The organism is Arthrobacter sp. MMS24-S77, assembly GCF_054888235.1.
Genome location: NZ_JBTZRN010000001.1, coordinates 346,846 through 373,277 on the forward strand (window position 1 = coordinate 346,846; position 26,432 = coordinate 373,277).

A 26,432-nucleotide genomic window follows, 5' to 3' on the forward strand; every position below is an offset into this window, starting at 1 on the left:
AGCGCTGTGGTGCTTATGCCTGGGCTTCCTGGAGCAGGCGAAGGTCCTCTTCCGGCTGCGGATCCCTGCCCAAGGCGAGGCCGACAATGGTCACGACTGCCGTGGCCAGCAAATACCCGGCGATCAGGAGCCAGTTGCCGGAAGCGGCGTAAAGGGCTGTGAAGATCAACGGGGCCACAGCTCCGCCGACCACTCCCGCTACGGTATAGGCCAGCGAACTGCCGGCGTAGCGGAGCCTGGCCGGGAACTGCTCGGTGATGAAGGCTGCCTGCGGGCCGTACATGAACGCGTGCAGTCCCAGGCCGATCACGACGCCCACGGTCAAGACCAGCACGGAACGCGACTGGATCATGAGGAAGAACAGCGGGATGTACACCGCAGTGGCCGCAGCGGTGATGCCGTAAACAAGCCGGCGGTTGAACCGGTCCGTGACGGCTCCGGCCGCCGGAATCAGGATCAGTTGGAACGCCGAGCCAACCAGCACCGCACCCAGCACGTTGCCGGTGGTCATCCCCAGTTCCTTGGTGGCGTAGACCGCGACGAAGACGGTGAACAGGGAGTACAGAACGTCAGGGCAGATCCGGCACAGGGCCGCAGCAAGCAGGGGGCGGACCTGGGTGCTGAGGACCTCCTTGATGGGAGCCTTGGGCCGTTCGCCCGTGGCCTCGATTGCCTTGAATACCGGGGTTTCCTCAAGCTTGAGCCGGATGACGAGGCCGAAGGCAACAAGGATGGCAGAGCTGAGGAATGCCACGCGCCAGCCCCATGCGATGAAGGCTTCGTTGCTCATCGCCGCCGCCAGGACCGCCAGGGCGCCGTTGGCGAGCAAGTTGCCGGCGGGCGGGCCGATCTGGGCGGCGGAGGACCAGAACCCGCGCTTGTTGGGATTGGCGTATTCGCTGGACAGCAGCACGGCGCCGCCCCATTCGCCGCCGACGCCGATGCCCTGGAGCAGGCGAAGGAGGACCAGGATGATCGTGGCTCCAATGCCGATGGTGTGGTAGTCCGGCAAGGCGCCGATCAGGACCGTGGCCGCGCCGATGAGTACGAGGGTGATGACCAGGACATTCTTGCGTCCGATCTTGTCCCCGAGCCGGCCAAAGACGACGCCGCCGATGGGCCGGGCAAGGTAGCCCACTGCGAAGGCGGAGAAGGAGAGCAGGAGGCCGGTGTATTCATCGTTGCCCGGGAAGAAGATCTTGGGGAAGACGAGCGCTGAGGCAACGGAGTAGATGGCGAAGTCGTAGTACTCCAGGGAGGTGCCTGTGACGCTGGCGATGAAGGCTTTGATGGCGCCTGCCGAGGGTTTGCTGCGCCGTGTTGGGCTTGGCGAAGTGGTCGCGGACATGGTTCCTCCATGGAACGTTGGGCGGGCTTTGTGATCCCGATCTCAATCGGGGCCTACACCCAATGATGCATCACATGTGGGAATTGTTCAACAATTTTTTGCCTCGATGTCTGTCATGAGCCCCCTTCTGGGAGATTGCTTGGATAGGCGACAAACGCGAAGCGGGTGGAGTCGGGTGACCAGCTGTTGACGTTGAGCGTCCCCTGGCCTCCGAAAAGGGGCCACGTGTGGAGCGGCGTCGCCCAGTCGTTGGTGGAAACAATGACGACGTCGACCGGCAAGTCCGCGGGGTGGCCTACCGTGCCGCCGGGGAAGCGGATGTAACTGGCCAGCCGCCCGTCGGGCGAGAGGTGCGGGAACCAGTCGACGCTGTCGCTGTCGAGCAAGCGCTCAAAGCCCGTACCGTCAACCCGTGCGCGCGCAATTTGCGCATGCCCGGCCTGCGTGGTGAATGACTCCGTATTGAAGTAGAGCCACTTCCCGTCCGGAGAGTACTCGGGTCCGTCGCAGTGGCCAGGGCCGGTGTCCACGAGCGCCGCTGGGCCGCCGGCCGCGGGCATCGTCATGAGTTGGCCCGGCTTGCTGAAATCGCCGCCGTCGATGCCGACGTAGGCGAGTTCAAGCCCGTCAGGACTGACGCCGTGCAGGAAATGGAAGGACCCGTCGTCGGCGGTGAGACGGTCCGCCTCGCCGCCCCGAAGATCTGCGCGGTAGATGTGGCCGTCATTCGCCGAGAGGTAGATGGTGGCGCCGTCGGGCGCGAGGACGTGGTCGTTATTGAGGTCCGGGACGCCGGTGATGGCAATCTTTTCGAGTCCTCCGGACAGATCTAGCCGCCAAAGTGCCCCGTCCCCGTTGAGGATGAGGGCCTGGCCATCGAGCGTCCAGTTCGGTGCCTCAAGCAGCAGATCGTCCGTGGCAAAAACGAGCTCGGAAGTGCCGGTGGTAGAGGCGATCCATACCTCGCAGCGCTGGCCCGGTTGGAGGGTTCGTATCACAGTGCTTCCTTGGGGTATTTCGGGGCGCGAGTTGGCAGCAGATGCCCGCAAAATCGGATTTTGGGGTCATCTGCTGCCCGTTCGCGCTAACCGGAGGGTCAGTCCTGGTTGAAGGCGGCGTCGAAGCTGGTTTGCGAGGGCGGGAAGTCGAACTTCTTGAGGGCGGCGAGGGCTTCGGGGGCGCCGTGGAGGCGGTCCATGCCGGCGTCTTCCCATTCCACGGAAATTGGCCCGTTGTAGCCGATCGCGGTGAGAGCCCGGAAGGAGGATTCCCAGGGCACGTCGCCGCGTCCGGCGGAGACGAAGTCCCAGCCGCGGCGGGGATCGCCCCAGGGCAGGTGGGAGCCCAGGACGGTGTTGCGGCCGGTGGGGCGGAGCTTGGTGTCCTTGCAGTCCACGTGGTAGATCCGGTCCTTGAAGTCCCAGATGAAGGAGACGGGATCGATGCCTTGCCACATGAAGTGGGAGGGGTCCCAGTTCAGCCCGAACGCTTCCCGATGCCCGATGGCTTCGAGGGTCCGGACGGTGGTCCAGTAGTCGTAGGCGATTTCGCTCGGGTGGACTTCGTGGGCGAAGCGGACACCGCATTCGTCGAAGACGTCCAGGATGGGGTTCCAGCGGTCGGCGAAGTCCTGGTAGCCGGCCTCGATGACTTTCTCGGGGACGGGCGGGAACATGGCGACGTATTGCCAGATGGAGGAGCCGGTGAATCCGACCACGGTGTCCACCCCGAGCGCGCGGGCGAGGCGGGCGGTGTGCTTCATTTCCTCGGCGGCGCGTTGACGGACGCCTTCGGGGTCCCCGTCGCCCCAGACCTTGGCGCCGACGATTCCCTGGTGGCGGAAGTCGATGGGGTCATCGCACACGGCCTGGCCTTTGAGGTGGTTGGAGATGGCCCAGACCTTGAGGTTGTACTTGTCCAGGATGGCGAGCTTGTTCTCGACGTAGCCGGGTTCGTCCCAGCGCCAGGCGTCCAGGTGGTCCCCGGAGACAGCGATTTCCAGGCCGTCGTAGCCCCAACCGGAGGCCAGGCGCGCGACTTCCTCGAAGGGCAGGTCGGCCCACTGGCCGGTGAACAGGGTATACGGGCGGGGCATTGGTTCTCCTTGCAAAAGGGTTTTCGGGGCTGCTTCGGGCCGTGGCGGTCAGTGGCCGGCGACCTGGATGATGGCGGACTTGGCGTCGGCGGATTCCTCGATGGCGGCCAGCACCCGCTGGACGGCGAGACCGTCGTCGAACGACGGCGACGGCGGGGTCCCGGCGTCGATGGCGGTGAGGAAGTCGCGGATCTCGTGGGTGAAGGTGTGTTCCCAGCCGATGACGTGGCCCTGCGGCCACCAGGCGTCCATGTAGGGGTGCTCCGGTTCGTTGACCAGGATCCGGCGGAAGCCCTGTTCCCGGACAGGGAGTGTGGCGTCGAGGAAGCCGAGCTCATTGATGGCTTCCAAGTCGAACAGGATGGACCCCTTGTCGCCGTAGACCTCGAGCTTGAGCGAGTTCTTCTGGCCCGTGGCCATGCGGGAGACTTCCACGGAGGCGAGGGCCCCGGAGGCGAGGGTCAACGTGGCCCAGGCGGCGTCGTCGACCGTTACTTGTTCCGGACCGTCCGCACCGGGGCGGCTGTTCACGAAGGTGTGCAGCCGGCCGGAGACCTCGGTGACGGTGTCCCCGAGCAGGAACAGGACCTGGTCGATGGCGTGGGAAGCGATGTCGCCCAGCGCCCCGGAGCCGGCGGTTTCCTTATTGAGCCGCCAGGTCATGGGGGAGTCCGCGTCCACGAGCCAGTCCTGCAAGTAGCTGGCCCGGACGTGCCGGACGGCGCCCAGCCTGCCCTCGGCGATGAGCTCCTTCGCCAGGGCCAGGGCGGGCACCCGGCGGTAGTTGAAACCGATCATGGACTGGATGCCGCGCGCACGGGCGGCACGCGCGGCATCCGTCATGGCTTCGGCCTCGGCCAGGGTGTTCGCGAGGGGCTTTTCCACGAGCACGTGCTTGCCCGCTTCCAGCGCCGCGATGGCGATTTCGGCGTGCATCCAGCCCGGGGCGCAGATGTCCACGATGTGGATGTCGTCGCGTTCCAGGACCGAACGCCAGTCCGTGGCGGACTCGCTCCACCCGTACTTCGCCGCGGCCTCTGCAACCTGTTCCGGGTCCCGGCCCACGAGCACTTTCTGCTCGAAGGCCGGAACGTCGAAGAAGCTAGCCACATTCCGCCACGCGTTGGAATGGGCTTTGCCCATGAACGCGTAGCCGATGGCGGCAACACCGAGGGTTGTTTTCTCCGGGTGGGTGCCGGCTGGCGCCGGCGTTGGCGTTTGCGCCGTCGTCATAGTGGTGCTCCTCAAAAGGGGATGGGACATGGTCCGGTTGGTGATGCTGGCCGCTACTTCACGGCGCCGGCCGACAGGCCCGCCACCAAGTGTTTCTGGACCAGGATGAAGCCGATGAGCACCGGAAGGCTGACCACCACGGAGGCTGCCATCAGCTGGTTCCAGAACACGTCGGATTCACTCGCGTAGGATTTGAGGCCCAGCGACAGGGTTTTAGTGGCCTCGTTCGTGAGAACGGAGGCAAAGAGGACTTCTCCCCAGGCGGATATGAACGAGTACACTGCCACCGCGATGATGCCCGGCTTGGCAACGGGCAGAATGACGCGGAAGAGTGCGCCCATCCGGCCTGTGCCGTCGATCATCGAGGCTTCTTCGAGTTCCTTCGGGATGGACGCGAAGTAGCCGGTGAGCATCCAGATGGCGAAGGGTAGGGTGAAGGTCATGTAGGTGATGATCAGTCCCAGGTAGGAGCCCTGAAGCTGGAGCCCGGTGATGTTGCGGATCTGCGTGAAGATTAGGTAAAGCGGCAGCAGGAACAGGATCCCGGGAAACATCTGGGTGGACAGCACTGTCAGGCTGAAGGCACGGCGGCCTTTGAACTGCAGCCGGGCGACGGCGTAGGCGGCCAGCACGGCGACCGTCACGGAGCAGGCGGTGGCGGACACCGTGATGATCAGGCTGTTCTGGAAGTACTTCGACAGCGGAACCGTTCTCCAGATATCGAAGTAGGGCGACGCAGTGATCTGGTCCGGGATCCACTGGAACAACCCGGAAACATCCTTGAGCGGCTTGAGCGAGGTGGACACCACGACATAGAGCGGGATGGCCACCCACAGGGAGAGGGCGGTCAGGACGATGTTCCTCAGGATGCGGAAGTTGCGGGTCTCAATCATTGTCGGCTCCCTTGGGCAGCACCATGCGGATGTAGAAGAAGGAGGCGATGAACAGGGCGATCAGGAGCAGGACACTCATGGCGCCGCCCAGGCCGAAGTTCCAGCTGCCGAAGGAGTTCTGGTAGATCAGCGGTGACACAAGCGTGGCTTCCTTGGGCGATGCTGCGCCGAAGAGCACAAACGGGATATTGAACTGGTTGAAGGTCCAGAGCGACATCACCAGTAGCAGCACACCGTTCGCGGGGCGCACCATGGGGAGCGTAATGGTGCGGAACTGCTGCCAGAGTGAGGCGCCGTCGATAGCTGCCGCTTCGTAGACGTCGTTGGGTACGTTTTGCAGCGCCGCCATCAGCATCAGGAATGCGAAGGGCCACAGTTGCCAGATGTTCACGATAATCATCGCCCCGAAGGAGTTCTGGCCCAGCAGCCAGAAAGGGCGTTCGTCGCCGAACAGGTGAAGCGTGTCCACGAGGATCTGGTTCACGGCACCGTCGCGTTGGTTGAACATGAACGCCCAGGCGATGGTACCCACGTAGGCCGGAAGCGCGTATGGAACAAGGAAGAACGTGCGGAGGATGGCCCTTCCCTTGAAATTGGAGGACAGGAACACGGCCCCGGCCATGCCCAGTATCCACGCGAAGCCAACCACCGTGACGGTGTAGAGCAGGGTCCGGCCCACGGTGCCGAAGAACGCCTGGCCGATAGTGCTTTCGGGGTTCAGCCCATTGATGAAGTTCTGCAGGCCCACAAACGGGGCGTTGAGCCAGTTGGTGAGATTTAGTTGCGTGAGGGAGATGAAGGCAATCCAAACGCCCAGCAGCATGGGGCCGATGTGGATCAGCAGTTCGAGCAGGGCTGCAGGAAGGACCAGGCCATACGGGAGGAAGGAGTGTTTCTTCTTCCGGGCCGGCGGGGCCTTGATGTCGCTTGGCGGGACGTTTAGGTGTTTCGGGGCGGACTCGCCGCCGGGAGCGGCGGTGCCGCTGTCCAGTGCTGGTTGGGTCATGATACTCCTTGGCCAAGGGTGCGGGGGATGCCCCCGCACCCTCATGGCACTGTTACTGGGCCGCAGCCATCTGGTTGTTGGCGTCCTTCAGGGCCGACTGGATGTCTGCCTCTGAGACGGTTCCGGTGGCAGCCTTGGCAAAGAGGTTCTTGATGGCAGTACCCGTAAGTGTTTCCATCTGGCCCTCCTTGGCGATCAGCGGCATCGGCAGCGCGTGGTTGGCCAGCGCGTCGTTCTTCAGCTTGACTTCTTCAGTCTGGAAGGCAGCGTCCGACGAAGCCCCGGTAACCACCGGCAGGGAACGGAATGCCTTGTTCAGCGCGACCTGCTCGGCGTCGCTGGTAAGCCAGCCCGCCAGTTTGATGGCGTTTTCCTTGTTCTTGCTGTTTTTGAAGACGCTCAGGTTGATACCGGCCACGTGGCTCTGGGTGCCCTCAGATCCGCTGGCTCCGGCCGTCAGCATGGGCATGGGGGCAACAGCCCAATTCTTGTAGCCACGGGCTTCGAAGTTCTTGACCGGGCTCTGGTCGAACATCATGGCGGCCTTGCCGTTGATCAGGTTGTCCACCTTTTGGGCGCCGTCCGATATTTCGGCGTCCGACGGCGACATCACCTTGTCGACGGCCATCAGGTCGATGAACTGCTTAACGCCCTCCACCTGCTGTGAGCTGTCGAAGGTGGGCTTTCCGTCCTTGTCGAAAAGGGTGCCGCCGTTCTGGAGGCCCCGGATGAATGCCTGGTGGGAGTTGGCGGACACTGAAGCGCCGGCGGCCGTGAAGCCCCACTGGTCAGGTTTGCCGTCACCGTTGGTGTCCTTGGTGAGCTTCTTCGCGTCCGCGACGAACTCGTCCCAAGTGACCGGCGGCTTTTCAATCCCGGCCTCCTTGAACATAGTGGGGTTGTAGTACATGTTGTAGGCGAGCCCGTACAGGGGAACCGAGGTGGGGGTCTTGCCGCCAGCGCCGCCGGTGGACCAGCTGGTCTTGAGGAAGCGGTCCTTGCCGCCGACGGCGTCCAGCATGGCGCCTTCCACCGGCTCGAATGCACCGGTTTCCTGCAGCGTCACGGCCCAGGTGTTGCCGATGTTAAGGACGTCGGGGCCGTCGCCGCTTGTGACGGCGGTCAGGATGCGGTTGTAGAGGTCGTTCCACCCGATTACTTCGAGTTTGACCTTGACGCCGGTTTTCTCCGTGAAACGGTCCAGCGAGGGCTTTAGCTTGGCTGCGGTGTCGTCGAGGCTGTTGCCCTGGTTGGATGCCCAGTAGGTGATGGTATCGCTGGAGGCCGCTGTGCTGCCGCCGCCGCATGCGCTCATGCTCAGGGCCAGTGCCGCCGTGGCCGCCAAGGCAGAGAGGACTTTCAGGGGTTTCTTCATGATTGCTCCGGTTTTTCTCGTCGTCGAGCTGGTGCTTGGGTGAAATGAAGTCGTGCTTGAAACAAGGGCCCTGACCGGCCGAAGTCACGCACAGTGACGCGCGCCGGTACACGCGCATGTCGCTGCTGCGGGGCTACGCGGACAGCGTTGCTGCGGTGGGATCCCAGTCCTCCGGCAGTGCCGGTACGGCGGCGGCGGAACTTTCGACGTCCACAAAGGCCCGGTTGTCGATGGACTCCGAAATCGAGGCCATGGTGTCGAGGATGTGGAAAGCCAGCTCACCCTGGGCGCGGTGCGGACGCCCTTCGCGGATGGCACGGGCCATTTCCAGTACTCCGGCGCCGCGGCTGGCAGTGGAGCCGACGGACGGAACGGTTGTCCAGTCATCGGAGCCGATCGCGCAGATCCGGATGTCGCCGTCGAAGTTGTTCGGATCCGGCAACGCAATCGTCGCGTCCGAGCCCGTAATCTCGACAAATCCGGCGCGCTTGAACGGGGAATCGAAGCTGAAGATGCTCTGGGCCGATTCGCCGCCCTCAAACTCCAGGATCGAGCTGACGTGGGTGGGGACCGTGACGTCGAATTCCTCGCCGGCCTTGGGGCCGGAGCCGATCACGCGCGTTTCACGGGACTTCGAACCAAACGCTGCCACGCGGCGGACACTGCCAAAGGTCTGCACCAGGGTGGTCAGGTAGTACGGGCCGATATCGAAGAGCGGACCGGCGCCGTCCTGGAACAGGAATGCGGGATTGGGGTGCCAGGACTCGGGGCCGGGGGACTGCATCAGGGTCAGGGCGGTCAGCGGCGTGCCGATGTCGCCGCGTTCGATCATCCGTCGTGCCGTCTGCAGGCCGGCACCAAGGAAAGTGTCCGGGGCACAGCCCAGCCGGACGCCGGCCGCGTCAGCGACTTTGAGCAGGCCCAGACCGCTTTCCCGGTCCAGGGAGAACGGCTTTTCGCTCCAGACATGCTTGCCGGCATTCACCGCCTGGGTGGCCACCTCGACGTGCGCCGCCGGGATGGTCAGGTTGATGACAATCTCGACGTCGGGATTGCCGAGGACGGCGTCGATGCCACCATGGTTGGCAATTCCGTACTCTGCGGCGCGCGCTGCCGCGGCCTCTTCGAAGAGGTCTCCGATGGCGATGACCCGGACGTCCGGGAAGCTGGTGAGGTTGTCCAGGTATTGCTTGCTGATGACGCCCGCGCCGATGATGCCGACGCCGACCGGGCCGGAACCCAGCGGGCTAAAGGCGGTTCCTGCGTGTTTCATGCGGAGACCTTCCCGGCGCTGAGGTAGTTGTAGCTGTCCTGAACGGCGTCGAACATGTCGCCCTGGAAGTCGTCGAGTTCCACGACGGCGGCTTCGAGCGAGCGGGCGGCGTCCAGCACGTCCCAGATCGGCATCTTGCCGTCGCCGACGGCGAGCTGGCTGGACGGATCGGAGGTGACGGGGCCGTCCTTGATGTGAATGAACTTGACCCGGTCGCCGAGCCGAGCGAGCAGCTCGGCCGGGTTCTGGCCTCCCACGGCCGCCCAGTACGTGTCGAGTTCCAGGACGACCTCCGGGTTGAGGTGGTCGGCGAGGTGTTCAATTGCCGTCTTGCCGTCGATCACCGACTCCACTTCCCACCAGTGGTTGTGGTATCCAACGCGTACGCCGTAGCCGGCGCCCTTGGCCGCGGCCGCATTCAATTCTTCAGCGGTGGCCTTGATGTCTTCAAGGGTGTTCCAGCGCTCAATGGGAACGTGCGGGTCAATAACGGTGCCAATCCCCAACTGCTGTGCGGCGGAGAAGATGGCGTCCTGGTCGTCGCTGAGCAAGGGCGCGTGGCCGGACGGCGCGGTGAGGTTGTTTTCTGTCAGGGCCTGCTTGAGCTCAGCGGCTTTGGCGACAAATCGGTACGGCTCAACCATGGTGAAGCCGATTTCAGCCAGGTGCTGGATGGTTCCTGCGAGATCCTCTTCAAGGGCCTTGCGGACCGTGTAGAGCTGGATCGAGTACGACACTGTCTCTCCTCGTCATTGTTTGGTGGAGGCGGATCGACGACGGTGATGTTCGGAATCACTCATCGGAATGTGCTGCTCATCACAACCTATGGGGACTTTTGTTGATCGTCAAGCAAAAGTTGAAAATCAATCGACAATCTTTTGCTGCGTGACACCCATAAGCAATCGTGCTATCACTGATGCATGAGCTCAGCACCCGAAAAAGCGCCCGGCAAGGATGGCTCCATTCAGGACGCCGGGAGCCTTTCGCGTGCGGGAGATCTGTTTCAACTTCTTCGTGACGGCCAGGCACGGACCCGGGCCGAACTCGCCATCACCACCGGGCTGGCCCGCTCCACCGTGGCCTCGCGCATCGACGCCCTCATGCACTCCGGACTGGTAGGCCCGGCCGGTGAGGCGAGTTCCAGCGGCGGCAGGCCGCCGTCGCGCTTTGCCTTCAACCCTGCGGCCCGCGTTGTCCTGGCGGTCGACGTCGGAGCGACGCACGTGATCGTCGCCGTCACCGATCTTGGCGGCACAGTCCTCGCCGAGCGTCGGCTCGCGCAGGAAGTCGCCGACGGTCCCGATGTGGTTCTTGGCAGGATTGTGGCGGAAGGGCGGGAGCTCCTCAGGGAAGCAAACCGCGGCCCCGAAGACCTCGCCGGAATCGGCATCGGACTCCCCGGCCCCGTGGAACATGACACCGGCCGGCCGGTCAAGCCACCCATCATGCCCGGCTGGGACGGATTCGACGTGGTCCGTTACATGCAGCGCTCGCTGCCGGTTCCCGTCCTGGTGGACAACGACGTCAACATCATGGCCTTGGGCGAACGCACTGCGTATTGGCCGGACCACGACAACTTGCTCTTCATCAAAATTGCCACGGGCATCGGCGCGGGCATCGTCAGTAGCGGCGAGCTGCAACGCGGCGCCAACGGCACCGCCGGGGACCTCGGCCACGTCAGGGTTCCCCGCGGCGACGACGTCCTCTGCCGTTGCGGCAACTATGGTTGCCTTGAAGCGCTCGCCTCCGGCCCGGCCGTGGCCCGCCAGCTCAAAGCCCAAGGGCTGGAGGCCACCAACGGCGGCGACGTGCTGCGGCTCGTGGCTGACGGGAACCTCCTGGCCATCCAGGCACTTCGGCAGGCCGGTCGCGACGTCGGCGATGTCCTGGCAACCGTGGTGAACCTCCTCAACCCCTCGATGATCGTCATCGGCGGCAGCGTGGGCGAGGCGGGCGAGCACCTCGTTGCGGGCATCCGTGAAGTGGTCTACCGGCGCTCCCTGCCATTGGCTACGTCGCACCTGCGTATCGGCATCTCGATGGCCGGGGACCAGGCCGCGATCCTCGGTGCGAGCCAAATGGTGACACAGCACGTCCTGTCCCCGGCCGTGATTGAAGCCACGCTCCAAGCGACGGGCTGACGAGGGTCTTATGGCGTTCCGCGGCGGCGCGCCGTGATAGCAATGAAAGTGATGCCTACTTTCCCCTCCCTTCCGTGCACCCCATGACCGGTCAATTCCTTGCCAAGGTGCCACGAGGTTGGCTGATCCTCGCATGCATCGGCCTCATAGCCCTCAATATGCGCGGCCCTTTCGTCGCTGTGGCGCCGGTGGTGGATTCCCTGAAGCGGGACCTCGGATTCTCGCCGGTGGAACTGGGGCTGCTGACCGGCATTCCCGTGCTGTGCTTCTCGCTCGCCGCACCGCTGGCTTCGCTGGCCGGGCGTAGGTTCGGCGCCGAATTCGCCGTGATGCTCACGCTTCTGGGCGTGCTGGCCGGCGTCGTGATCCGCTCCAGCGGCGGCGGGGTTCCGGTCATGGTGGGCACCGTCCTCATCGGCCTTGCCATCACTATCGGGAACATCGCAGTGCCGCTCATCATCCGCCGCGACTTCGCGCCGCGGCGCCAAGCAACCGCGATGGGCGTGTACACGGCGGCGCTGAACATCGGTTCCTTCCTGACCTCGGTGGCCACGGCCCCGCTTGCGGAACTTGTGGGCTGGCGTCTTGCCCTCGCGGCGAGTGCGCTCCTCGCGCTGGCCGCCATTCTGTTCTGGATCCCCACGGTCGGTGCCCGGCAAGCTTTCGTTCCGGCTCCCGTTCCGGCCGCCGACCGGTCGCGGGCCGGCAGAGCCTCCGGCGTTGGCTGGCTGACTCTGGGCCTGACCCTGGGATTCGCCGGCCAGGCCTTCTCCTACTACGGAGTGACCGCATGGCTTCCGAGCTTCCTGTCCGATGAACTCGGCATGGGCACCGCACAAGCCGGCGCGGGGTCATCGCTCTTCCAGATCTTCGCGATTGTGGGCGGGCTCGGCGTGCCGCTCATCGCCCGTTTCGCCAGTACGACGGCGGTTGCGGTCACCTTGAGTGCCTTGTGGCTCACGGTGCCTTTGGGCTTGTTGCTGGCTCCGGGTTGGTGGTGGCTGTGGTCATCCCTGGGCGGAGTCGCCCAGGGTGGTGGTATCACAGTCATCTTCATCGCCATCATCAAATTCGCCCGAGACCAAGCCTCGGCAGGCAAGATGTCCGCCGTCGTGCAGGGGGTCGGTTACTGCTTCGCGGCCTTGGCTCCCACCATCGTCGGCTACGTGCACGGCATCTCCGACGGCTGGACCGCGCCGCTCCTGGTGATCCTTGGTTCGGTCGCCGCGTTCTGCGTCTGCACCACCCTCTCCGTGCGCTGGGTGGCAAGGCAACGCTAGGCGGGTTCACATCGCTAGGCGGGTTCGATTGCGGCAGGAGAGTCCCGCCGTCGTACACCCAAGTAGCTCGCAGTTGTTGTCGTTATGAGGCTTCAAAACGACAACAACTGCGAGCTAGTTGGGTGGTGAGGGGTTCCGTCGCTGGGCTGCCTCCCCGGCCATCGGGGTCACTTGTTGCGAAGAGTGCAGGCAGCCCAGCGGGCGGAGGGCCCACGCCGGCGAGGGACCCGAGCCGAGCGGAGCGAGGTTCGGGAGCCGGTGGGGACTAGGCGGCTACGAGTTCTTCCTTGGTCGCTTCTTCGCGGGCTTCGGTGAGGTAGCGGGCGTATGCCGGGATGGTCAGGAAGGTGGGGAACTCCTCGGCGAGCGTGACTTCTTCGAAGATGCTGCGGGCGTCGTTGAAGCGGTCGTCGTCGAAGCGTTCGAGGCGTGCGAACTCTTCGTCCAGGAGGTCGTTGATCCACTCGCGGGTGATGACTTCACCGGTGTCGGTGATGGCGTGGGAGTAGATCCATTGCCACAGCTGTGAACGGGAGATCTCCGCGGTGGCCGCGTCTTCCATGAGGTTGTGGATGGCCACGGCGCCGTTGCCGCGCAGCCAGGACTCGATGTAGCGGATGCCCACCTCGATGTTGTTCCGGATGCCGGTCTCAGTGATGGTGCCCTCGGTGGAGGCGATGTCGATCAGGGCACGGTCGTCGGGGGTCACGTCCTCGCGTGAGCGGTCCAGTTGGTTCGGACGGTCCCCGAGTACGCCGTCGAACACTTCCCGGCAGACCGGAACGAGGTCCGGGTGGGCAACCCAGGAACCGTCGAAACCGTCGCCGGCCTCGCGGGTTTTGTCCGCGCGGACCTTTTCGAACGCTGCCGTGTTGGCGGCCTCGTCCTTCCGGTTGGGAACGGCTGCAGCCATGCCGCCGATAGCCATGGCGCCACGGCGGTGGCAGGCCCGGACCAGCTGCTCGGTGTAGGAGCGCATGAAAGGCTGCGTCATGGACACCTGGCCGCGGTCCGGCAACACGAAGCGGGGACCACGGGTGCGGAAGTTCTTGATCACCGAAAAGATGTAGTCCCAGCGGCCGGCGTTCAGGCCGGAGGCATGATCGCGCAGCTCGTACAGGATCTCCTCCATCTCGAACGCCGCGGTGATGGTCTCGATCAGCACCGTGGCGCGGATGGTGCCCTGCGGGATGCCGAGCAGGTCCTGGGCCAGGATGAAGATGTCGTTCCAGAGGCGGGCCTCAAGGTGGTTCTCGATCTTCGGCAGGTAGAAGTACGGGCCCTTGCCCTGTGCGAGCAGGCGGCGGGCGTTGTGGAAGAAGAACAGGCCGAAGTCGACCACTCCACCGGCAACGGGCTTCCCGTCGATGAGCATGTGCTTCTCCGGCAGGTGCCAGCCACGCGGACGGACCACGATGGTCGGCAGCTCCTCGGCGGCGCGGAGCTTGTATTCCTTGCCCTCCGGGGAGGTGAAGTCGATCCGGCGCTCCAGGGCATCGGTGAGGTTCAACTGGCCCTGGATGACGTTCCGCCACGTGGGCGTGGACGAGTCTTCCATGTCTGCCAGCCACACCTTGGCGCCCGAGTTCAGCGCGTTGATGGTCATTTTCCGGTCAACGGGCCCGGTGATTTCCACGCGGCGGTCTTCTAGGCCAGGGGCCGGGGGAGCGACGCGCCAGTTCGGATCGTTGCGGATTTCCGCCGTCTCCGGGAGGAACCGCGGATCCTGGCCCCCGGAAATCTGCCCGCGGCGGGTGTGCCGCGCCTGCATCAGCTCCTGACGGCGCTCCGCCGTAGCCCGGTGCAGCTTTGCCACGAACTCCAAGGCATCCGGAGTGAGAACCTCGTTCTGCCGGTGAATGGGCTGGGCGGTCAGCGTGATGCCGTTGATCGTGTAATTGTCAGTGAAGCTGTTCATTTCAATCTCCTTAGAGAAGAAGCAAGTTCGACGGCGGGTGGTGACGTGCATGCGAGGCCGGAGGGCCGGTATTGCGGCAGCCTGCGTAAAAGGGGCCCTGTGTCCGGGGCCGTCCTCGCTCAGCGAGGTCGGACCCGGACGTGGGGAATAGCAGGCAGAGCATTGCCGGTCCGTAGGCCGTAGGCGAGTGCCGCCGTGGGAAAGTTTTTAGTGGAACTGGCCTTCTTCGGTGGATCCCACCAGGGCCAGGGTTGATGCGTTCGGGTTGAGCGCAGTTGCGATGTCGTCGAAGTAGCCGGTGCCGACTTCGCGCTGGTGCTTGGTTGCGGTGTAGCCGCGGGACTCGGAGGCGAATTCCTTTTCCTGGAGTTCGACGTAGGCGCTCATGCCTTCGCGGGCGTAGCCGTGGGCGAGGTCGAACATCGAGTAGTTCAGGGCGTGGAAGCCGGCCAGGGTGATGAACTGGAACGTGAAGCCCATGGCGCCGAGTTCGCGCTGGAACTTGGCGATGGTGGCGTCGTCCAGGTGCTTGCGCCAGTTGAACGACGGGGAGCAGTTGTAGGAGAGCATCTGGTCCGGGAACTCGGACTTGACGGACTCGGCGAACTTGCGGGCGAGCTCGAGGTCCGGGGTGCCCGTTTCCATCCAGATAAGGTCCGAGTACGGGGCGTAGGCCTTGGCGCGGGCGATGCAGGGTTCGATGCCGTTGCGGACCTTGTAGAAGCCCTCCGCGGTACGTTCACCGGTGATGAATTCCTGGTCGCGCTCGTCGACGTCGGAGGTGATCAGGGTGGCTGCCTCGGCGTCGGTGCGGGCGATGATCACCGACGGGGTGCCCGCGACGTCGGCCGCGAGGCGGGCGGCGTTGAGGGTCCGGACGTGCTGTTGGGTGGGGATGAGCACCTTGCCGCCGAGGTGGCCGCACTTCTTTTCGGACGCGAGCTGGTCTTCCCAGTGCACGCCGGCGGCGCCGGCCTGGATCATGGATTTCATGAGTTCGTAGGCGTTCAGCGGGCCGCCGAAACCGGCTTCGGCGTCGGCCACGATCGGGACCAGCCAGTCTTCAACGGTCTGGATGCCCTCGGAGAATTCGATCTGGTCGGCGCGGAGCAGGGCGTTGTTGATGCGGCGGACCACGGTGGGGACCGAGTTGGCCGGATACAGCGACTGGTCCGGGTACGTGTGGCCCGAGTTGTTGGCGTCGGCGGCGACCTGCCAGCCGGAAAGGTAGATGGCACGCAGCCCGGCCTTGACCTGCTGCACGGCCTGGTTGCCGGTCAGCGCGCCGAGGGCGTTGGTGTACTTGCCTTCCTTGTGCTCCTCCGTGAGCTGCTTCCACAGCTTCTCGGAGCCGCGCTTGGCCAGGGTGTGTTCTTCGGAGACGCGGCCGCGGAGGCGGACGACGTCGGTGGCCGAGTAATCGCGGGTGACGCCTTCCCAACGCGGGTTGGCAGCCCATTCGAGCTCCAGTGCGGCGGCCTGCTGCTGAGCGGAGGTGGGCTGCTCTGGTTCAAATGCTGCGGTCATTGTTCTGTCTCCTTTGACGCTACTTTGGCGTGTTGCTGTGTATGTCACCCCGGCCGATCTTTGCTGCGCCGTTGCAGTTCAGGTCGACCGGGGTTTCCGTAGTTCTTACTTTTCAGCACTTCCAAGGGACTTGCCAGAGAAAAACCATGGAAAGAAATGCACTTCTTCGCGTATCCTCAAGAAATGTCACCTGTGAGCTGGAACCGCGAAGTAGCGCCGCCGTCGTCGTCCGCCTCTGACGCCGAACTGGACGTCATCAGCCTGGGCCGCCGCATGCGGTATCTGCGCAAGCAGGCCGGACTGACCCTCGACGACGTGAGCGCCGCCGTCGGGACCGCCCCTAGCCAGCTGAGCCTCATTGAGAACGGCAAGCGGGAACCGAAACTGGGCTTGCTGAAGCAGCTCGCGGGTGCATTGAACGTGGGCATCGACCAGTTGCTCGGGGCAGAACCGCCCAGCCGCCGGGCCGCCCTGGAAATCGAGTTGGAGCGGTACCAGCGCGGGCCCCTCTATGAGTCCCTGAACTTGCCGAAAATCCGCGTCAGTGCGCGGCTTCCGCTCGATGTGCTGGAGTCACAGATAGGTCTCCTGCAGGAGCTTGAGCGCAGGCTCAACGAGCAAATTGCGACGCCGGAAGAAGCCCGCCGCGCGAACGGTGAGCTACGTGCCATGATGCGTGAGCGCGGCAACTATTTTCCGGAGTACGAGGCCGAGGCGCAGAAGGTGCTCAAAGGCGTGGGATACACCTCCGGGCCGCTGAGCCAGCACGTCATCGCGGACATCGCCGACCACCTCGGATTCACGCTCCACCACGTAAGTGATTTGCCGCATTCCACCCGCTCAGTGACAGATCTAAAGAATCACCGAATTTATCTCACGCAGAGCCAGCGGCAGGACCATGATCCCCGTTCGGTCCTCCTGCAGGCCTTGGGCCACTACGTTCTTGGCCACGAGACACCCAAGAACTACGGAGACTTCCTGGCGCAGCGCGTCGCCACCAACTACTTCGCCGCGGCGCTCCTCCTGCCCGAACATGCCACCCTGGAGTTCCTCCAAAAGGCGAAAGCCGCCAAGGAGATCGCCGTCGAAGACATCCGCGACGCCTTCGCCGTCTCCTACGAAACCGCTGCACACCGCTTCACCAACCTCGCAACGAAACATCTGGGCATCACGACGCATTTCCAGAAGACCCACCAAAGCGGGATCATCTACAAGGCCTACGAGAACGACGGCGTGGCCTTTCCCCAGGACCACACGGGCGCTATCGAGGGCCAACCGGCGTGCAAGGCGTGGACTTCGCGGGCCGTGTTCGATGTTCCGGACAAGTTCAGCGCCTACAGCCAGTACACCGACACCGTCTCCGGCACGTATTGGTGCACGGCGCGCACCGAGCGTTCGGCGGCCGGGGAGTTCTCACTCAGCATCGGCGTGCCGTACCAGCACGTGAAGTGGTTCCGCGGGAGGGAGACCACGGCGCGGGCTACTTCGACGTGTCCGGACCCGAACTGCTGCAAGCGCCCGCCGGCGTCGTTGGCGTCTTCCTGGGCAGGCAACGCCTGGCCGTCCGCCCGGGCCCACTCGCACTTGCTGGCCGCCATGCCGCCGGGCGCGTTCCCGGGCGTCGACGAGACCGAGGTGTACGCGTTCCTGGAGGCGCACTCGGGGTAGCTGCCCTACTTGAGGACCGGGTAGTTCAGGTGGGTGACGCCGACCCCCTCGACGACGGTCGGGTTGCCCAAAGTGACCGGCGCGTTCTCAACGCGATCGAACAACCGGATACCCGATCCGAGCAGCAGCGGAACCAGGTCGACGCGGATTTCGTCGAGCAGGCCGGCGTCGAGGCACTGCCGAATGGTGTCCGGCCCGTGCATGCCGACGATCTTGTCCCCCGCCGCTGCTTTTGCCTGCGCGACGGCGCTTTCCAGCCCGTCGGTGACGAAATGCACCGTCGAGTCGGATCGGGGCCACCCTTCGGGCATCTGATGTGTCACGACGAACGCAGGCACGCCGAACGGGTGCTGCCCGCCCCAGGCATCGGCGCGATCGGACGTGCGTCGCCCGGTGAGCATCGCGCCTACTTCGCCCATGAGGGCACGCACGTGTTCGGCGCTCGCGGCGGAAACGTGGAAGGTGAACTCCGGCTTGACGGTCGGAACGTCAACGTCACCTGAGAAGTACCAGTCGAAGACCTCGTCGACGCCGTCCTCGAGATCCGCTACGTAGCCGTCGAGGGACATCGACATGAGCGCTACTACCTTGGTCATTTATCTCGCTCCTTCGGGTCAAACCGACATGGCCCAGGACAAAGCCGCGTCGCGGCGAGGCTCGGAGGGGTCTATTAGCCTGATTCTGTCCACGAGTGGGACGCGGTCGATGAGGGACGCTTCGATAAGCGCCAGAACGAACGCGTGATCCTTGGGCCGTGCTGCAATGAGTTTGGCCGCGCAGAGATCGTAGGGATCCAGGCAAAGCCCGGTGCTGTTCCGGGTCGCCTCGTTGCGCACACCAACAAGGCGGTACTCCCAGTCTGCCGGGAGCACCGCGGTCTCCCTTTCGACCGCCTGGACGTAGAACCCGAATTCGTTATGGAAAGGCGACCACTCACCGAGGACGGAGTCGATGCTATCCGCAAGAGTGCCGGCGTCGTCATCGGAAAACGGGGCGATGTCGACCGCGTCGGACATGGTGATCGCCGCAGGTAGTTGGTCCTCGCTGAAGGATCCCAGAATTGACTGACTGCCGATCACGATCACCCGGTCGCCGTGAATGATATCGGTAGCAGCCCGGATGGCATGCTCAAGCTCATCGCGGCGCAACGGCGGAAGCTTTCTTGATGCCCTGCATGGCCGCATGCTACCCCTGTGAGGGTCAATTGTCAGTGCCTCCTGCTGCCCCGCGGTTTCCCGCTCAAAGTCCTCGTCGCCGTCGGGCACTGGATAGACGGAAATGTGGTGCTTCCAGGCATGACCAATATGACCAAAACGCGGGCCCGTAAGTTACCCGGCGGTAAGGTGGCGGCGGCGTGGCCGGTGGCTGCGTCATCCCCAGGAAGGTTCATTGATGAGCACCCAGCAAGCAGCGCCCCAGAGCGAGGCCGCCCGGACACGCAAGGCCGTCGGCAACATACTCAAAGGCTCCGCAGGCAACCTTGTGGAGTGGTACGACGTGTACATCTACACCGCGTTCTCCGCCTATTTCGCATCCCATTTCTTCAGTTCCAAGGACCCGCTGCAGAGCAATCTGGAGGCCATGGCTGTTTTCGCCGTGACGTTCCTGATGCGGCCGATCGGCAGTTGGTTCTTCGGCCGCTACGCGGACCGCAAAGGCCGCAAGGCCGCCCTGACCCTCAGCGTGACCATGATGTCCGCGGGGTCGTTCGCCATCGCCATCCTGCCCACCAAGGATGTGATCGGAGTGTGGGCCCTAGTGCTCCTGATCCTGATCCGGCTGATCCAAGGGTTCTCCGTGGGCGGCGAATACGGCACCAGCGCCACCTACATGTCCGAGGCTGCGACATCCAAGCGTCGCGGATTCTTTTCCTCCTTCCAGTACGTCACGCTGATCGGCGGCCAGATGCTGGCCCTGCTGGTCCTCGTGGTCCTGGAACAGGCTCTCGGCAAGGAGGCCTTGGGCGGATGGGGCTGGCGCATTCCGTTTGTCATTGGCGGTGTTGCCGCGTTGGTTGTCCTCTGGCTCCGACGCTCCATGGAAGAGACCATTTCCGCCGAGCAGGCCGCCGCTGCCACTGCCAGGCCAGCCGATGGCGAAGCCCAACCCGGCACCCTGAAGTTGCTTCTCACCAAGCACTGGCGTGCATTGTTGATCTGCATCGGCGTGACCCTCGGCGGCACGGTGGCCTTCTACACGTACACCAACTTCATCCTGTCCTTCATGCAGAACACCAGCGGCATCGCCAAGGAAACCAGTAGCCAGATCAACTTCTGGGCGCTCCTGATCTTCATGTGCTTGCAGCCGGTTTACGGCATGATCTCGGACAAGGTGGGCCGCAAGCCGCTTCTTTTGTGGTTCGGCATCCTCGGTGTGCTGTGCACATGGCCGCTGTTGTCTGCGCTGAGCGGAACGAAGGACCCGTTCCTGGCGTTCCTTCTCATGATGGGCGGCCTGTTGATTGTGGGAGGCTACACCTCCATCAATGCCTTGGTGAAGGCCGAGCTCTTCCCCTCGTCCATCCGAGCGCTCGGCGTGGGCCTTGGGTATGCCATCGCCAACTCCCTGTTCGGCGGGACGGTTCCGCTGGTGGGCGCTGCCTTCCAAAAGGCCGGCCAGGTGGAGGTCTTCTTCACGTACGTCACCGCGGCGATCGGCATTTCGCTGTTGGTCTACATCTTCGCCCTGAAGAACAAGAAGCCCACCCATCTGGACAAGGAGCAAGGAAGCGCCTTCAGCTCGCCACACGCTGACGACTCGCACACTGACGACTCGCGGGCTGACGGCTCGCGGGCTGACGACCAGGACGCCGTCAACGCCTAAACCCCGAGCCCGCCGAGCCCGACGGCGGGTGGCTGGCCTTCGAAAGCCGGCCGCCCGCCGTCGTCGTTCCTTTCCGGTTGCGACGCTCGCTCACTTATGTCGGGTTTTGGCGCGACGCTCGCTCACTTATGTCGGGTTTTGGCGCGACGCTCGCTCAGGCCCAGTAACTAGGCTCGCGCTTCTTGATCCAGCCGATGACCAAAGACGTCACAGGGACGAGGATGTATTGGACGGCAACCTTGTAGACGAAGCCAACCAGCACGTAATTGACGAAGCTTCCGAAATCCGTGATGCCGATGACGGAGGCCGCGATGCTGCAGAAGATCAGCGTGTCCACGAATTCCCCCACGCCGGATGAACCCATGAGCCGGGCCCAGAGGGTCCTCTCACCGGTACGGGCTTTCATCTTGACCAGGATCAGGGAGTTGATGGTCTGGCCGGCGAGGAAGGCCAGAAGCGAAGCCAGGACGATCTGCGGGACCGGTCCAAGTGCGCCCTCGATGGCAGACTGCTTGGCAACGCCGTAGTCGTCATTGAAACCGGGCAGGGCGATGATGATCCAGTAGCAGAGCGATGCGAACGCCGACAGGGCGAACGATGTGATGATTGCTTTGCGGGCCACCCTGAACCCGTAGATCTCGCTCATCACGTCGCCAAGAATGTAGGCGAGTGGGAAGAGGAAGAACCCGCCATCAGTGATGATCGGACCGAAGGCCACGCCTTTGGCAGCGCCGATGTTGGACAGAATCAGCACCACGGCCATGCATGCCAGCATGATGCCAAAGTATGGGGAGCCTATCGATGCGAATCGCGGCGCGGGTTTGCTCAGTGTCTGGGGTTCTGAAGCTGACGTCATCGTTTGTCCGTTCGTAGTGGTTCGCGCAGGCGGCCGGAGTGAGCACGGCGCCCCGCTGTATTAGCACTGGTGGTGGACCCGCCTGTAAACCGCGGAGCCTCCCCATTCTCGCATCGAGGATTCCGCCCTGCACTCGGCACAGTCCACAACGCTCCTGCAGATAATCGCTCCAATCCGCAAACGATCCCTCACAACTTGTGAGCGAGCGTTGGGCCGGAAGGCGATATAGGTGAGCGAGCGTTGGGGCTCAGGGGAGCCGCAGAAAAGTCCGGTGGGTTCAGAGGATGAAGCCCGGGAACGCCGTGTTGACGGCAGCGAATCTTGTTGCAGGCTATGGCGACCATCCAGTGTGCGGGCCGCTCGACGTCGAGCTTTTCTCTGCGCCGGAGCTTTTGGTGACACCCGCCGTCGTACTCAACGCGGTGCTCTTGGTGATCGGCGTGACGACAGCGGACCGCCCCTGAGCGGCTCCGCGGTGCGGGCCCGGCGGGGAGCCGAGAAGCGGCCGAGAGCCTACGAGTAGTACTGCCCCAGGGTCTCGGCCTTGAACTCGAAGAAGTCGCCGGATTCGATGGCTAGCCGGGCGTCGTCCACCATCTTCACCACGAAGCGCTCGTTGTGGATGGAGATGAGCGTCGCCGAAACCATCTCGTGGGCCTTGTACAAGTGGTGGATGTACGCCCGGGAATAGTTCGCGCAGGTGTAGCAGTCGCAACCATCCTGCAGCGGCCCGAAATCCGCCTTGTAGCGTGCCCCGGAGAGGTTGAACCGGCCGGTCGGAGTGTAAAAGGCCGAGTTGCGGGCCACCCGGGTGGGTGAGACGCAATCGAAGGTGTCGGCGCCGTTTTCGATGGCCGTGAAGATGTCGTCCGGCTCGGAGATCCCCAGGAGGTGCCGGGGCTTGTTCTCGGGAAGTTCCTCGTTGCACCAACGCACAATGGTGCCCAGGTTCTCCTTCTCAAGCGCGCCACCGATGCCGAAACCATCAAAGGGCATGCCGCCAAGGTCCCGGCAGGCCTTGCGGCGGAGGTCCTCATATTGAGCGCCCTGGATGACGCCGAACAGGGCTTGGTAAGGTTTGTCCACGCGGGAAGCAGTCAGGCGCTCATGCTCGACGACGCAGCGTTCGGCCCAGCGACGCGTCCGCTCCAGGGATTCCTCCTGATAGGCGCGGGAGTTCTGCAGGGTGGTCAGCTCATCGAAGGCGAACATGATGTCGGCGCCGATCTGGTGCTGCACCCGCATGGAGATCTCGGGGGAGAAGCGGTGCCGGTCCCCGTTCAGGTGCGACTTGAACCAGACACCGTCCTCGTCCACATGCGCCAGCCGCTCCTTGCCCGGCGCCACGGCATCGTCAGGCCCGGACGTGTCCACCGAGGTCATGTCGATGACCTTCTTGAACCCCGAGCCGAGGCTCATCACCTGGAAGCCGCCCGAGTCCGTGAACGTGGGTCCATCCCAGTTCATGAACGCGCCGAGCCCGCCCGCCGCGTCCAGGATCTCCGGTCCCGGCTGCAGATACAGGTGGTAGGCGTTCGCCAGCAAAGCCTGCGCGCCGAGCTCCTTCATGGATTCGGGCAGCACGGCTTTGACTGTGGCTTTGGTCCCGACGGCGATGAACGCGGGCGTCTGGATCTGGCCGTGCGGTGTGGTGATGGTTCCGGTGCGGCCCAGGAAATCGCCGTGGCTACCGTCGCCGCGGCTACCGTCGCCGCGCGTGCCGTCGCCGTGACGCAGGGCCGACGACGGCGGGCGCGTTTCGCTGAGCCGCGCGCCCACCTCGAAGGAAAATGCGGACTGCTGGGCAGCCCCGAGCGCGGAAGGATCGGGCTCGGAGCTAGACCCGGGGCTAGGCAGGGAAGAATCGGCTGGCACCGTTACAGTCTGCCAGCCTGCGAGCGTGAACCGTCAGTGTGAGTGCACTTCTGTGGGGTAGTTCTCAGCCTTCCAACTGTCCCAGCGGGAGCGGATCGAGTCCAGGCTGGCCGCACCCAAGTCGTAGGTCGAAGCGATCACGATCGTGCCGCCGTCGGGCCTTTTCTCCGGAATCACCGGTTGGTCAGCCACAATCAGCAGCCCGTCCCCGTGCTCCGCATAGCTGTGCACGGTGAGGCCCACTTGGTGGTTGCTCCTGAACCAGACCTTGCCGGAGAGGGCCTCGCCCGTGGGCAACGTCAGCGAGTATTCCTCACCAGGAGCCGGAACGTCGGCCAGGCCCAGTTTCTGGATCCCGGAGCCGCTGCCGCCCGGCAGGGAAACAAAGTGCGTGCGCCGGTGCCCGTGGGGGTGGTGTTCCAGGGCGAAGCGAAGTTGGTGCAGGAAGGTCAGCCAACCCTGGGTGATGTCCTCGTCCCACGCGGCCCATTCGGAATCATGGTCCAAGGCGGCCCGCGTGACCCGAACCTGGGTGCCGCCGCTGACCGGAGTGAGTTCGAAGACGTCCCCGCCGTTCACCGTCAGGCTTGTGTGGTCGGAATTTTCAACCACGTTGGGAGTGAAATAGATCTGGTCGATTTCGTCGCCAAGCTCGTCGGCCTCCCAGCCGTGCCATTGAGCCACGAGCGACGGTTCGCGCAGCGAAGTCCAAACTTGCTGCGCGTCGGCATTAACCACAACGCTCAGATTGTTCGTCATGGCCCGAATCTACCGCCGATGGAGCGAACGCGACAGGTCTTGCGGAATCCTCCGACAGCGCCTAGGCGCGCACGGCCTCGAGTTCGTTCGCGATCCGGTGATCGAGCTCGCCTACGCCGATAGTGTTGGAGCCGCCGTGCGAGCGCAGGAACAGCAGGGTTTCGAGGCGGAGCAGGCGCCATTCGCGCTCGGCATCGCGGTTGCCGTTGTCGATGGAGCGGAAGATTTCCTTGTCGTACAAGTTCGGTTCGTTGAGCCCGCGCTGCCGGACTTTGGCGGCGATCCGGGCCTTGAACGGGTCTGTCTCCACGGTGTCCGGAGCTTGCAGGAGTTGGTCGTAGGCTTCCGCGCGTTCCGTCTGGCCGAGCTCGCGGCAAATGAAGCTGGAAAGTGCGAGCGAACGCTCCACGGACATCCACCGGTCGCGGTTTCCGTCGTAGGGAAGCACGTTGAGGATGTCGGCCACCGCGAGGGCGTGGTCGGGATCCCGCAGTTCGATGAAGAGATCGTGGGCAAGGTCGCTCAGATCCCGCAGGCAGCTTCCCGACTTCGTATTGATGCCCTTCACGAGGCGTTCGCTCAGCACCGCGACGCCGTTCCTGCCCGGGTGCGCCTCGGCAGCGGCCGCCACGACGTCCTCGGGGGAGTCCGTCGGTTCCGGGATCAGCGACAGTTGGGGACCCGGCCCGCTGACAGTCGGTGCCACCGCGGGCAAAGGCGGTACGACGGCGGCGGGAACCGCCTCCGCGGGGGCATCACCGCCGTCGGGGGTACTGCCGTCGGAGGTAACGCCGTCGGGCGCGTCGTCCGGGATCGGATCCGTCAGCGGAGTGACAGGGACCGGCTCCGCCAGCGCGTCGCCGTCGTCGGGAGTGGCAGCCGCCTCGCCCACCGGCACGCTGGACCCGAAAGCGATCCGCGCGTTTCCGCCGTCGAGGGTGGTGACGAGGACGAGGGCGGGCACGCCAAAATCGTCGTGCTCGAGTTCGATGTGCGTGATTTCCTCCGCGGGACCATCCCCGGGGAGGAACAGGTAGTCCCCGATTTGCAGGGCCCCAGCCTGCTTTTCACGGTACTGCTGGTCGGCCGGGCTGTGAGTCATCGGAAGTCCTTTGGTTCTCTCGGGGTCCGCCCAACAGTCTATAAAACCCCAGCGAACAAATCGGGGAGGTGGCTACTACCCGCAGCTGCTGCTACTGTCCGACGCCGGCAAAGGCCAAAGCCTGGCGCACCAGATTACCGCGGCCGCCGCTGAATTCCTGCTGCACGTCGTCGCTGAGGATCTCCTGGGGGGTCATCCACGTCAGCTCAAGGGCGTCCTGGCGCGGTTCGCATTCGCCCGTCACTGGGATGACGTAGACGAGGGACACGGCGTGTTGGCGGTCGTCCGTGAAACCGGTCTGCGACGGGGCCGGGAAGTACTCGGCCACCGTGAACGGCACGGGACTGACGGGCAGCTGCGGGAAGGCCAGCGGCCCGAGGTCCTTTTCCATGTGCCGCAACAGCGCGGCCCGGATGGTTTCACGGTAGAGCACGCGGCCGGAAACGAAGGAACGGACCATGGTGCCGTCGGCATCGCCCTGGAGCAGGGTACCCACCTCGTTGACGAATCCGAGTGGATCCAGACGCACGGGAACCGCCTCCACGTAAACCATGGGGAGGCGGCCGCGGGCTTCGAAGAGGTCTTCATCGGAAAGCCAGCCGGAGTAGGGATCAGGGGTACGAACACTCATGGTTAAGTTCTACCCCATCCCGTGCCGTTCCACGCCGTACGAATCAGACAGCCAGGATTGCGTCGAGAGACTCGCCGGAGGCGATGCGTGCCAGGATTGCTGGTTCTGCAGCATCCGAGGTCAGCCTGTTGCTGGACTTGCGCAGTGCCGATGAATCCGTCCTCGCCCAGGCCGATGCCCTGCTGCACAAGCGCATCGCGGAAATCGAGGCGCTGGCCAACGTTTCGGTGGAGAAACACCACTCGCACTCATGGCCGGTCACTCCGTACCAGCCCGAGGGCGTGGAACTCGCCGCCAAGGTTGCCGCTGACCTGGGGCTGTCCAACAAGGAAGTCATGACCCTGGCCGGACACGATTCCACCAACATGAAGGACATCGTTCCCACCGTGATGCTCTTTGTTCCCAGCGTGGACGGCATCTCCCACAACGAGCACGAATACACCAAGGACGAGGACATCGTCGCTGGCCTGGCCATGCTCACCGAAGTGGTCAACCGGCTCTGCAACGGGGCGCTGGAGGACTAGCCCAAACGCTCGCTCACCTATGTCGGATAATCGGGCGACGCTCGCTCACGTATGTGGCCAAATCGGGCAACCCTCCTGCAGATGATCTGAGCGAGCGTTGGGGAA

Annotated in this window: 24 protein-coding genes; 6 read left to right on the plus strand and 18 right to left on the minus strand. The window is 64.2% G+C overall.

Annotation, left to right across the window (positions count from 1 at the left end):
* Positions 1-13: 13 nt before the first annotated feature.
* From ACX5I4_RS01675 to ACX5I4_RS01715, 9 genes are all read right to left on the minus strand, one after another.
* Positions 14-1,348 (minus strand): MFS transporter, encoded by a 1,335-nt coding sequence (locus tag ACX5I4_RS01675; protein ID WP_461835126.1) that lies wholly within the window; start codon positions 1,346-1,348, stop codon positions 14-16.
* Between the two features lie 113 nt (positions 1,349-1,461).
* Positions 1,462-2,346: a TolB family protein gene (locus ACX5I4_RS01680; RefSeq protein ID WP_461835127.1), complete on the minus strand. Its 885-nt coding sequence runs from the start codon at positions 2,344-2,346 to the stop codon at positions 1,462-1,464.
* 98 nt (positions 2,347-2,444) lie between these two features.
* Positions 2,445-3,443 (minus strand): sugar phosphate isomerase/epimerase family protein, encoded by a 999-nt coding sequence (locus ACX5I4_RS01685; protein WP_461835128.1) that lies wholly within the window; start codon positions 3,441-3,443, stop codon positions 2,445-2,447.
* A gap of 48 nt (positions 3,444-3,491) precedes the next feature.
* Positions 3,492-4,676, minus strand: coding sequence for a Gfo/Idh/MocA family protein (locus ACX5I4_RS01690; RefSeq protein ID WP_461835129.1), 1,185 nt, complete (start codon positions 4,674-4,676; stop codon positions 3,492-3,494).
* A 53-nt stretch (positions 4,677-4,729) separates the two neighbouring features.
* Complete coding sequence (locus ACX5I4_RS01695) at positions 4,730-5,569, minus strand: carbohydrate ABC transporter permease (RefSeq protein WP_461835130.1); 840 nt, start codon at positions 5,567-5,569, stop codon at positions 4,730-4,732.
* On the minus strand, positions 5,562-6,575 hold the full coding sequence (locus ACX5I4_RS01700) for a carbohydrate ABC transporter permease (RefSeq protein WP_461835131.1): 1,014 nt from the start codon (positions 6,573-6,575) through the stop codon (positions 5,562-5,564). The genes ACX5I4_RS01695 and ACX5I4_RS01700 overlap by 8 nt, the downstream gene beginning before the upstream one ends.
* A gap of 52 nt (positions 6,576-6,627) precedes the next feature.
* Entirely contained in the window at positions 6,628-7,950 is a 1,323-nt protein-coding gene (locus tag ACX5I4_RS01705; RefSeq protein ID WP_461835132.1) for an ABC transporter substrate-binding protein, read from the minus strand.
* A 133-nt stretch (positions 7,951-8,083) separates the two neighbouring features.
* A complete protein-coding gene (locus ACX5I4_RS01710; RefSeq protein ID WP_461835133.1) occupies positions 8,084-9,223 on the minus strand; it encodes a Gfo/Idh/MocA family protein in 1,140 nt (379 codons plus the stop codon).
* Positions 9,220-9,960: a sugar phosphate isomerase/epimerase family protein gene (locus tag ACX5I4_RS01715; protein WP_461835134.1), complete on the minus strand. Its 741-nt coding sequence runs from the start codon at positions 9,958-9,960 to the stop codon at positions 9,220-9,222. The genes ACX5I4_RS01710 and ACX5I4_RS01715 overlap by 4 nt, the downstream gene beginning before the upstream one ends.
* A 183-nt stretch (positions 9,961-10,143) precedes the next feature.
* Here ACX5I4_RS01715 and ACX5I4_RS01720 point away from each other — a divergent pair, with 183 nt between their 5' ends.
* Together ACX5I4_RS01720 and ACX5I4_RS01725 are read left to right on the plus strand one after the other, a co-directional pair.
* Complete coding sequence (locus tag ACX5I4_RS01720) at positions 10,144-11,364, plus strand: ROK family protein (protein WP_461835135.1); 1,221 nt, start codon at positions 10,144-10,146, stop codon at positions 11,362-11,364.
* 83 nt (positions 11,365-11,447) lie between these two features.
* Complete coding sequence (locus ACX5I4_RS01725; protein ID WP_461835136.1) at positions 11,448-12,644, plus strand: MFS transporter; 1,197 nt, start codon at positions 11,448-11,450, stop codon at positions 12,642-12,644.
* 265 nt (positions 12,645-12,909) lie between these two features.
* Here the strand turns inward: ACX5I4_RS01725 and aceB are convergent, their stop codons facing one another.
* Together aceB and aceA are read right to left on the minus strand one after the other, a co-directional pair.
* Positions 12,910-14,562 carry a malate synthase A gene (gene aceB / locus ACX5I4_RS01730; RefSeq protein WP_461835137.1) on the minus strand — a complete coding sequence of 551 codons (1,653 nt, stop codon included), beginning with the start codon at positions 14,560-14,562 and terminating at the stop codon, positions 12,910-12,912.
* A 207-nt stretch (positions 14,563-14,769) separates the two neighbouring features.
* Positions 14,770-16,089: an isocitrate lyase gene (gene aceA / locus ACX5I4_RS01735; protein WP_461835138.1), complete on the minus strand. Its 1,320-nt coding sequence runs from the start codon at positions 16,087-16,089 to the stop codon at positions 14,770-14,772.
* 156 nt (positions 16,090-16,245) lie between these two features.
* Here aceA and ACX5I4_RS01740 point away from each other — a divergent pair, with 156 nt between their 5' ends.
* On the plus strand, positions 16,246-17,757 hold the full coding sequence (locus ACX5I4_RS01740) for a helix-turn-helix domain-containing protein (RefSeq protein WP_461835139.1): 1,512 nt from the start codon (positions 16,246-16,248) through the stop codon (positions 17,755-17,757).
* Between the two features lie 5 nt (positions 17,758-17,762).
* Here the strand turns inward: ACX5I4_RS01740 and ACX5I4_RS01745 are convergent, their stop codons facing one another.
* Together ACX5I4_RS01745 and ACX5I4_RS01750 are read right to left on the minus strand one after the other, a co-directional pair.
* A complete protein-coding gene (locus tag ACX5I4_RS01745) occupies positions 17,763-18,353 on the minus strand; it encodes a dihydrofolate reductase family protein (RefSeq protein WP_461835140.1) in 591 nt (196 codons plus the stop codon).
* An 18-nt stretch (positions 18,354-18,371) separates the two neighbouring features.
* Positions 18,372-18,905 (minus strand): DUF6036 family nucleotidyltransferase, encoded by a 534-nt coding sequence (locus ACX5I4_RS01750; protein WP_461835141.1) that lies wholly within the window; start codon positions 18,903-18,905, stop codon positions 18,372-18,374.
* Between the two features lie 244 nt (positions 18,906-19,149).
* Here ACX5I4_RS01750 and ACX5I4_RS01755 point away from each other — a divergent pair, with 244 nt between their 5' ends.
* Complete coding sequence (locus tag ACX5I4_RS01755; RefSeq protein WP_461835142.1) at positions 19,150-20,580, plus strand: MFS transporter; 1,431 nt, start codon at positions 19,150-19,152, stop codon at positions 20,578-20,580.
* A gap of 154 nt (positions 20,581-20,734) precedes the next feature.
* Here the strand turns inward: ACX5I4_RS01755 and ACX5I4_RS01760 are convergent, their stop codons facing one another.
* On the minus strand, positions 20,735-21,436 hold the full coding sequence (locus tag ACX5I4_RS01760) for a queuosine precursor transporter (RefSeq protein ID WP_461835143.1): 702 nt from the start codon (positions 21,434-21,436) through the stop codon (positions 20,735-20,737).
* Between the two features lie 284 nt (positions 21,437-21,720).
* Between ACX5I4_RS01760 and ACX5I4_RS01765 the strand changes: the two genes are divergently transcribed.
* Positions 21,721-21,900: a hypothetical protein gene (locus ACX5I4_RS01765; RefSeq protein WP_461835144.1), complete on the plus strand. Its 180-nt coding sequence runs from the start codon at positions 21,721-21,723 to the stop codon at positions 21,898-21,900.
* Between the two features lie 49 nt (positions 21,901-21,949).
* Here ACX5I4_RS01765 and tgt read toward each other — a convergent pair whose 3' ends face one another.
* From tgt to ACX5I4_RS01785, 4 genes are all read right to left on the minus strand, one after another.
* On the minus strand, positions 21,950-23,293 hold the full coding sequence (gene tgt / locus ACX5I4_RS01770) for a tRNA guanosine(34) transglycosylase Tgt (RefSeq protein ID WP_461838624.1): 1,344 nt from the start codon (positions 23,291-23,293) through the stop codon (positions 21,950-21,952).
* Positions 23,294-23,344: 51 nt separating this feature from the next.
* Complete coding sequence (locus tag ACX5I4_RS01775; protein ID WP_461835145.1) at positions 23,345-24,070, minus strand: SRPBCC family protein; 726 nt, start codon at positions 24,068-24,070, stop codon at positions 23,345-23,347.
* 61 nt (positions 24,071-24,131) lie between these two features.
* A complete protein-coding gene (locus tag ACX5I4_RS01780) occupies positions 24,132-25,172 on the minus strand; it encodes a DUF6707 family protein (protein WP_461835146.1) in 1,041 nt (346 codons plus the stop codon).
* 91 nt (positions 25,173-25,263) lie between these two features.
* Positions 25,264-25,803: an NUDIX hydrolase family protein gene (locus ACX5I4_RS01785; RefSeq protein WP_059388553.1), complete on the minus strand. Its 540-nt coding sequence runs from the start codon at positions 25,801-25,803 to the stop codon at positions 25,264-25,266.
* A gap of 83 nt (positions 25,804-25,886) precedes the next feature.
* Between ACX5I4_RS01785 and ACX5I4_RS01790 the strand changes: the two genes are divergently transcribed.
* Complete coding sequence (locus ACX5I4_RS01790; RefSeq protein WP_461835147.1) at positions 25,887-26,327, plus strand: M20/M25/M40 family metallo-hydrolase; 441 nt, start codon at positions 25,887-25,889, stop codon at positions 26,325-26,327.
* The last annotated feature ends 105 nt before the right edge of the window (positions 26,328-26,432 follow it).

Excerpts from the sequence above, each read along its gene's own strand:
- ACX5I4_RS01675 (WP_461835126.1), bottom strand. The coding sequence starts at position 1,348 with ATGTCCGCGACCACTTCGCCAAGCCCAACACGGCGCAGCAAACCCTCG.
- ACX5I4_RS01685 (WP_461835128.1), bottom strand. The coding sequence starts at position 3,443 with ATGCCCCGCCCGTATACCCTGTTCACCGGCCAGTGGGCCGACCTGCCC.
- ACX5I4_RS01690 (WP_461835129.1), bottom strand. The coding sequence starts at position 4,676 with ATGACGACGGCGCAAACGCCAACGCCGGCGCCAGCCGGCACCCACCCG.
- ACX5I4_RS01695 (WP_461835130.1), bottom strand. The coding sequence starts at position 5,569 with ATGATTGAGACCCGCAACTTCCGCATCCTGAGGAACATCGTCCTGACC.
- ACX5I4_RS01700 (WP_461835131.1), bottom strand. The coding sequence starts at position 6,575 with ATGACCCAACCAGCACTGGACAGCGGCACCGCCGCTCCCGGCGGCGAG.
- ACX5I4_RS01705 (WP_461835132.1), bottom strand. The coding sequence starts at position 7,950 with ATGAAGAAACCCCTGAAAGTCCTCTCTGCCTTGGCGGCCACGGCGGCA.
- ACX5I4_RS01710 (WP_461835133.1), bottom strand. The coding sequence starts at position 9,223 with ATGAAACACGCAGGAACCGCCTTTAGCCCGCTGGGTTCCGGCCCGGTC.
- ACX5I4_RS01720 (WP_461835135.1), top strand. The coding sequence starts at position 10,144 with ATGAGCTCAGCACCCGAAAAAGCGCCCGGCAAGGATGGCTCCATTCAG.
- ACX5I4_RS01725 (WP_461835136.1), top strand. The coding sequence starts at position 11,448 with ATGACCGGTCAATTCCTTGCCAAGGTGCCACGAGGTTGGCTGATCCTC.
- aceB (WP_461835137.1), bottom strand. The coding sequence starts at position 14,562 with ATGAACAGCTTCACTGACAATTACACGATCAACGGCATCACGCTGACC.
- aceA (WP_461835138.1), bottom strand. The coding sequence starts at position 16,089 with ATGACCGCAGCATTTGAACCAGAGCAGCCCACCTCCGCTCAGCAGCAG.
- ACX5I4_RS01740 (WP_461835139.1), top strand. The coding sequence starts at position 16,246 with ATGCACTTCTTCGCGTATCCTCAAGAAATGTCACCTGTGAGCTGGAAC.
- ACX5I4_RS01745 (WP_461835140.1), bottom strand. The coding sequence starts at position 18,353 with ATGACCAAGGTAGTAGCGCTCATGTCGATGTCCCTCGACGGCTACGTA.
- ACX5I4_RS01755 (WP_461835142.1), top strand. The coding sequence starts at position 19,150 with ATGAGCACCCAGCAAGCAGCGCCCCAGAGCGAGGCCGCCCGGACACGC.
- ACX5I4_RS01760 (WP_461835143.1), bottom strand. The coding sequence starts at position 21,436 with ATGACGTCAGCTTCAGAACCCCAGACACTGAGCAAACCCGCGCCGCGA.
- ACX5I4_RS01765 (WP_461835144.1), top strand. The coding sequence starts at position 21,721 with ATGAAGCCCGGGAACGCCGTGTTGACGGCAGCGAATCTTGTTGCAGGC.
- ACX5I4_RS01775 (WP_461835145.1), bottom strand. The coding sequence starts at position 24,070 with ATGACGAACAATCTGAGCGTTGTGGTTAATGCCGACGCGCAGCAAGTT.
- ACX5I4_RS01780 (WP_461835146.1), bottom strand. The coding sequence starts at position 25,172 with ATGACTCACAGCCCGGCCGACCAGCAGTACCGTGAAAAGCAGGCTGGG.
- ACX5I4_RS01785 (WP_059388553.1), bottom strand. The coding sequence starts at position 25,803 with ATGAGTGTTCGTACCCCTGATCCCTACTCCGGCTGGCTTTCCGATGAA.
- ACX5I4_RS01790 (WP_461835147.1), top strand. The coding sequence starts at position 25,887 with ATGCGTGCCAGGATTGCTGGTTCTGCAGCATCCGAGGTCAGCCTGTTG.